The organism is Janthinobacterium sp. BJB304, assembly GCF_002735765.1.
Taxonomy (GTDB): Bacteria; Pseudomonadota; Gammaproteobacteria; order Burkholderiales; family Burkholderiaceae_D; genus Janthinobacterium.
The window spans coordinates 1-8,900 of the sequence record NZ_PDZN01000044.1 but is presented as its reverse complement, the minus strand read 5'-3'; the positions used below and the strand labels follow the sequence as shown (position 1 = coordinate 8,900).

Below are 8,900 nucleotides of genomic sequence, written 5' to 3'. Positions count from 1 at the left end.
GTTGTGACGCATGAGGGAACAACTTCAGCCCCCTGATCGTGCGTAGGTCGGCTAAGGGCGACGTAGGTCGGCTTAGCGCAGCGTAAGCCGACACCCCAGCTCATGCACCTCCCCAGCACCACCATTGTCGGCTTACGCGCAAGCGCTAAGCCGACCTACCAGCTACCCGCCTGCCCGGCGAGGCATGCCGGCCAAAAATCACTGGGGTTCGCAACGGCTTGATTGCGCACCGCGACGTGCGAGACGCAGGCCGGCATGGGTCAGCGTAGGTCGATGCAAGTCGGCGTAGGTCGGCTTAGCGCAGCGTAAGCCGACACCGCCAGCCCATGCACCTCGCCAGCACCACCATTGTCGGCTTACGCGCAAGCGCTAAGCCGACCTACACGGCGACGCAAGCACGCCAAAAGAGCGCGCAGCCCACGAAAAACCCATACCTCACGGAAATTCAAGCGAAAAAAAATCCTCGGAGACCGAGGATTTCTTTATTTCGTTTGATCCAGCGTATTAGATTGGCTGAATGTTCGAAGCTTGCTTGCCTTTAGGGCCAGCGGTCACTTCAAAAGAAACGCGTTGGTTCTCTTGCAGGGACTTGAAGCCGTTCGACTGGATAGCCGAGAAGTGAGCGAACAGATCTTCGCCGCCTTCGTCAGGGGTAATAAAGCCGAAACCCTTCGAATCATTGAACCATTTTACGATGCCAGTTGCCATTACAATTTCCTATTTCAGTTAAGTTGGGCTTGCGCCCGTTATATCGTTTGAAGCAAGAAAGAAATGACAGACAAACTGCACTACTACCTCGAATCCAACGATGCCCAATTATACCAACAAAACTGAGAAAAACCATTCTTTCGCAAAATAAACTTGCGAACACTACTTTAATAGCCAAATCCCCGTCTTGCGGCGCCCTTTACCAGCGGCATGGAGACACTATATCCTAATCTTCGACGCGGGTGCTTTGCGTTGCATCAAATGAATCATTGCAACCACATCTCTGTAGTGCTGTCGCTCACGCGGTGAAATGGGTGGCGCCCGCATCACGTTTTGCCCAGTCCAGTAGCGCCGTCACTTGCGCCCGCAAGGCGGGCCATTCCGCCACCGCTTGCGCTGGGGTATTGAGCATGGCGCGCACCAGCTGTTCGATGCGCCGGCATTCCTGGCCCAGCGCGGCAAAGCCGAAGGTGGCGGCCGAGCCGGCCACCGCGTGCAGCGCGCGGTGCAGCTCCGTCAACGGTTCCAGACGGGCGCCTTCGCTGTCGCAGCGGCCGCTTGCCTGCGCAATCGCCTGCATCAGGGCCGGTACGCTGGCCGCATACTTTTCGTTCAACGCACGCAAACGCGTGCGGAAATCCGGATCGATCAAGGTTGCCATCTCAATACTCGCCTGAATGACTTACTTGGTGCCGAAGATACGGTCGCCGGCGTCGCCCAGGCCCGGCACGATGTAGGCGTGGTCATCCAGGTGCGAGTCGAGCGCGGCGCAGAACATCTTGACGTTCGGGTGCGCGTTCTGGAACACGGTCACGCCTTCCGGTGCGGCCACCAGGGCCAGGAAGATGATCTGCTCGTCCGTTACGCCCCGTTTTTTCAGCACATCGACGGCATACACGGCCGAATTGCCGGTCGCCACCATCGGGTCGCACAGGATGAAAGTACGCTCGTTCAGGTCCGGCAGGCGCACCAGGTATTCCACGGGCATGTGCGTGGCCGGGTCGCGGTACACGCCGATATGGCCCACGCGCGCCGACGGCACCAGGTTCAGCAAGCCATCGCTCATGCCGATGCCTGCGCGCAGGATGGGCACGATGGCCAATTTCTTGCCAGCAATGACGGGCGCATCGATGGTCACCAGCGGGGTCTTGATTTCGCGCGTGGTCAGCGGCAGATCGCGCGTGATTTCATAGCCCATCAGCAAAGTGATTTCCTTGAGCAATTCGCGAAAGGTGCGCGTCGATGTGTCGTGCTCACGCATGTGGCTCAGTTTGTGCTGGATCAACGGGTGATCGGTAATGAACAAATTCGGGAAGCGTGGGTCTTGTTTCATATTGTTTTTCTTTCTCTACTCTCTGGCGCGGCGGCAAGCATGCACCGCAAGCGCGCTGTGTGTCGATAAAATCATGGATTGCAGCATTATCCCAGTCCGCAGCCCGCCTGTGGCCGGAATTTTCGAAATATTCGGATTTATTGAAATCAATACTCGCGCAGCGCGCGCGCCAGGATGGCCGCGCAATCGGTGCCCGCCGGCAAGCGGCCATACGCCCCGCCCGGCGCCTGCACCAGCCTCGACTGCAGGAAAGCTTGCGCGACGAACGTTGGCGCATGGCGCAGCAGCAAGGCCGCCTGCACGGCCAGTACGATGCGCTCGGACAATTGCCGTGCGCCAAATTCATCCGTTTGCGCTCCATCCAGGTCGGCCAGCAGGCGCGCGCGGCAGGCCACAAAGGAAGCGTCATCATCGCCGGCCAGCGCCAGCTCGGCCGCCAGGGCGTCGCGCGCGGCCGGCGACTTGCCGAAGGCGCGCAAGACGTCGAGGCACATGACGTTGCCCGAGCCTTCCCAGATCGAGTTGACGGGCAATTCTCGGTACAGGCGCGCCAGCGGCGCCTCTTCCACATAGCCCGTGCCGCCCAGCACTTCCATGGCTTCCGCGCCGAAGCCGGGCCCCCGTTTGCAGATCCAGTACTTTCCGGCCGGCGTGAGCACGCGCGCCAGCATCGCCTGCTGCGCATCGACCTTTTCATCGAAACAGCGGGCCAGGCGCAGCGCAAAAGCCGTGGCCGCTTCCGACTCGAGCGCGAGGTCGGCCAGCACGTTTTGCATCAGCGGCTGCTCGGCCAGCGGCTTGCCGAACACGGCCCGCTGGCGCGCATGGTGCAGCGCCTGCGTCAAGGCGGCGCGCATGATGCCGGTGCTGCCCAGCACGCAATCGAGGCGCGTATGGCTGGCCATTTCCAGGATGGTGGGAATGCCGCGCCCCGGCTGCCCCACGAGCCAGCCATAGGCATTGGTGAACTCCACCTCCGACGAGGCGTTCGAGCGGTTGCCCAGTTTATCTTTCAGGCGCTGCACGCGGATGGCGTTGCGGCTGCCGTCGGGCAGGTAGCGGGGCAGGAAGAAGCACGACAAGCCGCCCTCGTCCGCCTGCGCCAGGATCAGATGCGCGTCGCACTGGGGCGCCGAGAAAAACCATTTGTGGCCGACGATGCGCCAGGCGCCCCCTGCCTCTGCACCGAACAGGGCTTGCGCCTCGTCCGGCGGCACGGGCACGGCGCGCGTGGTATTGCTGCGCACGTCCGAGCCGCCCTGTTTTTCCGTCATGCCCATGCCGACCAGGGCGCCCCGTTTTTGTTCCACGGGCAAGGAGCGGGGATCGTATTCGCGCGACAGGATTTTCGGCAGCCAGCGCTGCGCGATCTGCGGCAGATCCAGCGCCTGGCGCAGGGCCGGCACCGAGGCATACGTCATCGTCACGGGACACTGCGTGCCGTTCTCCACCTGCCCCACTAATAGATAGGCGGCCGCGCGCGCCACCTGCGCGCCGGGACCGGGCGAGGCCCAGGGCGAAGCGTGCGCGCCGGCGCCCACGAGGATGGCCATCAGTTCATGCCAGGCCGGATGAAACAGCACCTCGTCGATGCGCCGGCCGGCCCGGTCGAACTGCTGCAGCTCGGGCGTGTGGATATTGGCCAGACGCGCCAGCACATACGTCTCGGCCCGGCCCAGCTTGTCGCCCAGCGCGTCGAGCTCCTGCAGCGCCGCGCCGCCGCCTTCACGCAGCAGCGCTTCGATCAGCGCCGGGTCGCAGGCGAACAGGTTGACGTTTTCAAACGGCGTGGCCTGGTTGAAAACTTCATGCGTATCAAAAGCATTCATGGGGGTCTCCCGCGATTTGTTATCATGGCGCCCTTGCCTGCCGCGGGCGCGCCGTCAACACCGTCTGCCAGCCAGACTAGCGCAAAGCGCAAGGCGGGGCAAGCGCGCCAGGGGACGCAAGCGCAGATAAATGTTTCCACGTGGAATGAAAATACCCATGTGTGTCGCGCGGCATGATTTTTTTCATGGAAGGCAGGAATATTTACAAAACCTGAAGCAATGTTGCTTTATTTCATGTAATCGAATGCTTTTCAATGATACATTTCGTGTGGATCGCGTTCCGATAGCCGCCCTTCCGGCCCCTATGGCGCGCGTCACGCACGATGCACTGTTTCCGTTGGCGCCCTGCCCTGCAGCGAGCGCCGGCACTGATAATAAAAAGGTAAAAGCCAGCACGATGTTTTCCAGTACCCCATCCGCCGCCCACCGCGAGGCCCGCCACGAGTTGGACAACCTCATGGAAGAGGCAGGCGACGTCGTGTTCCGGCTCGATACGGACGGCCTGATCCTGTTCGCCAGCAAGCGCGCGGCCACCCTGTTTGGCGCGCCCTCGGGCCTGTCCGGCCATTTGCTGCTGCCGCTGGCCACCGAAGCGTCGCGCGCGGCGCTACAGGCGGCGCTGGAAGACGCGCTGGAAGAGCCGGGCCGCCTGGAAGTGCGCCTGCAAACGCCGGACCAGGAAATCTGGTTCGAGCTGCGCCTGTCGTCTTATATGAACGCGGCCGGCGTGGCCGAATTGCTGGTGGTCGGGCGCGACACGTCGGCCCAGCACAACACGGAAGAACGGCTGCGCCACATGGCCACGCACGATGCGCTCACGGGTCTGCCGAACCGCCTGCTGCTGTCGGACCGCATCCGCATGGTGATCGCCCAGGCCGCCCGTTCGGGCCAGGGATTTTCCGTCGCCACCATCGGCCTCGATGGTTTTAAAAAGGTCAACGATGGCCTGGGCCACCCCGTCGGCGACGCCGTACTGCGCCTGGCCGCGGCGCGCCTGCGCAAGACCCTGCGCGACAGCGACACCCTGGCGCGCGTGGGCGGCGACGAATTCGTCGCCGTGCTGCCTGGCAGCGCCACCGACGCCCAGATCAAGCTCGTGACGGGCCGCCTGCTGGCCACCCTGCAGGCGCCGTTCGAAGTCGATGGCCACACGATCTACGTGGGCGCCTCCGTCGGCGTATCGATCTATCCGCTGCACGCGGAGGATGAAGTGCGCCTGGTGGCGCTGGCCGATGCGGCCATGTCGCGCGCCAAGGAAACGGGCAAGGCCCGCTGCCTGGTCTACAGCCCGCGCCTGAACGGCCCGTCGGAACACGATATTTCGCTGGAAGCGGCCATGTTCCACGCCGTGCGAGAAGGCGAATTCCTGCTGTTTTACCAGCCCATCGTCGACGCGCACACGCGGCAGATCCAGGGCTTCGAAACCCTGATGCGCTGGAAGCATCCGACCCTGGGCCTGGTGCCGCCCGTGCGCTTCATCCCGATTGCGGAAGCCAATGGCCTGATCAACCTGCTCGGCGCCTGGGCGCTGAAGGCGGCCTGCGTGCAGCTCAAGCAGTTTCAGGAAGTGGCCAAACGGCCGTTGTACATCTCCGTCAACATCAGCCCGCGCCAGTTCCGCAACGATAAATTCCTCGACGTGCTCGATGAAGCCATCGCGTTTTCGGGACTCTCCGGTAAACACCTGGTGCTGGAAATCACGGAAGGCACGCTGATGATCGACCCCGTGCATGCGGAAACCATCCTCGTCAAGATGACGGAGCGCCGCGCGCGCATCGCCATCGACGATTTCGGCACCGGCTACTCCTCGCTCGCGTATCTGAAGCGCTTCCCCATTTCCGTGCTGAAGATCGACCGCACCTTCATCAAGGACTTGCCCGAATCGAGCAAGGATGCGGCCATCTGCAACACCATTCTCGACCTGGCCAAGCATTTGAATTTGTCCGTCGTGGCCGAGGGCGTGGAAACCGAGGAGCAGATGCACTTCATCGAGTCGCGCGGCTGCCAGTACGTGCAAGGCTACCTGACGGGCAAGCCGATGCCGGCCCATGCCGCGCTATCGGCCTTGAGCGACAAAACCTATGCGGCGCTGGTGCCTGCGCCATCTGCCAATGAACCGCGCGGAGGGGTGCAATGAATCCAGGTCATTTCACGGTACCGACACAGCTCGGCAAAAACACCCTGGACCTGCTGTGGGCGCGCACGCGACAGCAAGGCGACATGCCCGGCTTCGCGAAAGCCATCAGCGCCATCTTGGGCGCCATGCGCGGCGAGGATGACCACGAATTCGACATCACGCAAACGGTGCTGTCCGATCCTGTCCTCACGCACAAGGTGCTCAGGCTGGCCAACAGCGGCATGTATTCGGCCTTCGGCCAGCGCGTCAACACGGTCTCGAAGGCCGTGCTGGTGCTCGGCATCGACGCCATCGGCCACCTGGCGCTGGGCTTGAAACTGATCGAGGAGCTGTCGCAGGCCTCGCCCGATTCCGTCAGCGCCCACGTGGAAATGGAAAAAGCCGTGCTGGCCGGGATGGTGGCGCAGCAGGTGGCCACCAGCGCCGGCAGCCTGCAGGCGGAGCAAGCCGTCGTCTGCTCCATGCTGCACACCCTGGGCCGCATGATGGTGACATTCTACATGACAGATTTCTGGGCGCGCATGCAGGCGCATGCGGGTCCCGGCAACGAAGCTGCCGCCGCGCGCGAAATCCTTGGCCTGTCGCTGCCCGAAGTGGGCTATGCCACGGCCGCCCACTGGGGCTTGCCGCAGCACCTGATCAACGGCATGCGTCCGATGGACCCGTCGCCGGACAACTCCCCTGTCAGCGGCGCCGACTGGATGGCGGGCCTGTCGACGATGGCGGCGCGCTGCGCTGACTCGCTGTGGCATGACGATGCGGCCGGCGCGGCGCAGGTGCATGCGCTGATCGACGATTATGCGGGCACCCTGGGCATCACCGCGACCGACCTGGTGGTGGCGGTGGACAAGGCCAAGGCGATGGCGGCGGCCGACCTGTCGATCGCACCGCTGTCGAAACCGGCCGAACGGCGCGCGCGCCAGCTGGCCTCGACGCGCATGCGCGCCGAAGGCAATCGCGTGTTGATCGGCGGCCTGGCCGACCTGCGCGGCGCCATCGGCAGCGCCAGCCCGGGACAGATGGTCTCGATGGCGCTCGAAACGCTGCACCAGGGCTTCGATTTTTCGCGCTCGGTGGCGTTCGTGCGCAACCACAGGGACCATTTGTATTCGGCGCGCATCAGCTTGGGCGAAGGCATGGCGGACCTGCAGGATTTGATGGTGTTTGGCGACGCGTATGAGCCGAACGTCTTCCATGCGGCCCTCAATAGCGACCGCGTGATCTTCATCGACAACGCGCGCGACCCGAAATTCGCCGCCAAACTGCCGCAATGGTGGAAGACGACCCTGTCGGAAGCGCGCAGCTTCGTCGTGCTGCCGCTGTCGGCCAACGGCCACCCCACGGGATTCTTATATGGCGACTGGGACGACAGCTTCCCGCCGATCCAATTGAATCAGACGGAATTCAACCTGATCAACGATATCCGGGCGTTATTGGTGCAGTCGGTGGAGATGCGCCATCAATTGGAATTGGTGGCGAACAAGGTGGCGTGATACAAATGATGTCGGATTACGCGCTGCGCGCTAATCCGACCTACATGGCATGGGTCGTAGGTCGGATCAGGGCCGCAGGCCCGTCATCCGACAACATTCCATGGCATGGGCCGTAGGTCGGATCAGGGCCGCAGGCCCGTCATCCGACAGCATTCCATGGCATGGGGCGCAGGTCGGATCAGGGCCGCAGGCCCGCCATCCGACAACATTCAATTTACTTCAGCTTCGGCGTATTCACGCTGACATCGCCGCATTGCGCGCGGTGCATCAGGGCGTGGTCGATCAGCACCAGGGCCAGCATGGCTTCGGCGATCGGCGTGGCGCGGATGCCCACGCAGGGGTCGTGGCGGCCGAACGTTTCCACCATCACGGGATTGCCCTCTTTATCGATCGAGCGGCGCGGCGTGCGGATCGACGACGTCGGCTTGATGGCGATCGACACACTGATGTCCTGTCCCGTCGAAATGCCGCCCAGTACGCCGCCGGCGTTATTGCCGATAAAGCCTTCCGGCGTCAGTTCGTCGCCGTGCTGGGAACCCTTTTGCGCCACCGAATCGAAGCCGGCGCCGATTTCCACGCCCTTGACGGCATTGATGCCCATCATGGCATAGGCGATGTCGGCGTCGAGCTTGTCGTAGATGGGCTGGCCCAGGCCGACCGGCACGTTTTGCGCGATCACGTCGATGCGCGCGCCGATGGAATCGCCGTCGCGGCGCAGCTGGTCCATCGCCGCCTCCATGCGCGCGATCAGGTCCGCGTCGCCGCTGGCGGCAAAGAACGGGTTCGCATGCACATGCTCCCACGACTGGAACGGCACGGGAATATCGCCCAGCTGGCTCATGCAGCCCTTGAACGTGGTGCCGTACTGCTGCAGCAGCCATTTCTTGGCGATGGCCGCCGCGCCCACGACGGGCGCCGTCAGGCGCGCCGACGAGCGCCCGCCGCCGCGCGGATCGCGCACGCCGTATTTATGCCAGTAGGTGTAGTCGGCGTGGCCGGGGCGGAAGCTTTCCGCGATATTGCCGTAATCCTTGCTGCGCTGGTCTTCATTGCGGATCAGCAGCGCGATGGGCGTACCCGTCGTCACGCCCTGGTACACGCCGGAGAGGATTTCCACGGTATCCGATTCCTGGCGCTGCGTCACGTGGCGCGAAGTGCCCGGCTTGCGGCGGTCCAGCTCGGGCTGGATATCGGCTTCCGACAGGATCAGGCCCGGCGGACAGCCATCGATCACGCAGCCGATGGCCGGACCGTGCGATTCGCCGAAAGTGGTAACAGTAAACAGCTTGCCAAAAGAATTGCCGGACATAATAGGAAGTGTGAGGACTGAAAAACTCAATTCTACCAGCCTGCGGGGCACGCCATGCCGCTAATGCCAGGCCACTGCCCGATATTTACCC

The 8,900-nt window shown here is 63.1% G+C and carries 7 protein-coding genes; 2 read left to right on the top strand and 5 right to left on the bottom strand.

Annotation, left to right across the window (positions count from 1 at the left end):
- Positions 1–504: 504 nt before the first annotated feature.
- The 4 genes from CSQ95_RS28770 to CSQ95_RS28755 all read right to left on the bottom strand — a co-directional run bounded on the left by CSQ95_RS28770 (position 505) and on the right by CSQ95_RS28755 (position 3,870).
- Complete coding sequence (locus CSQ95_RS28770; protein ID WP_010398811.1) at positions 505–708, bottom strand: cold-shock protein; 204 nt, start codon at positions 706–708, stop codon at positions 505–507.
- Between the two features lie 298 nt (positions 709–1,006).
- Positions 1,007–1,369 (bottom strand): Hpt domain-containing protein, encoded by a 363-nt coding sequence (locus tag CSQ95_RS28765; protein WP_099411982.1) that lies wholly within the window; start codon positions 1,367–1,369, stop codon positions 1,007–1,009.
- Between the two features lie 21 nt (positions 1,370–1,390).
- Complete coding sequence (gene upp / locus CSQ95_RS28760) at positions 1,391–2,041, bottom strand: uracil phosphoribosyltransferase (protein WP_046682928.1); 651 nt, start codon at positions 2,039–2,041, stop codon at positions 1,391–1,393.
- Between the two features lie 146 nt (positions 2,042–2,187).
- On the bottom strand, positions 2,188–3,870 hold the full coding sequence (locus CSQ95_RS28755) for an isovaleryl-CoA dehydrogenase (protein ID WP_099411981.1): 1,683 nt from the start codon (positions 3,868–3,870) through the stop codon (positions 2,188–2,190).
- A gap of 397 nt (positions 3,871–4,267) precedes the next feature.
- Between CSQ95_RS28755 and CSQ95_RS28750 the strand changes: the two genes are divergently transcribed.
- Together CSQ95_RS28750 and CSQ95_RS28745 are read left to right on the top strand one after the other, a co-directional pair.
- A complete protein-coding gene (locus CSQ95_RS28750) occupies positions 4,268–6,007 on the top strand; it encodes a bifunctional diguanylate cyclase/phosphodiesterase (RefSeq protein WP_099411983.1) in 1,740 nt (579 codons plus the stop codon).
- On the top strand, positions 6,004–7,500 hold the full coding sequence (locus CSQ95_RS28745) for an HDOD domain-containing protein (RefSeq protein WP_070224427.1): 1,497 nt from the start codon (positions 6,004–6,006) through the stop codon (positions 7,498–7,500). Before CSQ95_RS28750 ends, CSQ95_RS28745 begins: the two co-directional genes overlap by 4 nt.
- Positions 7,501–7,714: 214 nt before the next feature.
- On the opposite strand, the gene aroC is transcribed toward CSQ95_RS28745, so the two are convergent.
- Positions 7,715–8,809 carry a chorismate synthase gene (gene aroC / locus CSQ95_RS28740; RefSeq protein ID WP_099411980.1) on the bottom strand — a complete coding sequence of 365 codons (1,095 nt, stop codon included), beginning with the start codon at positions 8,807–8,809 and terminating at the stop codon, positions 7,715–7,717.
- Positions 8,810–8,900 lie beyond the last annotated feature (91 nt).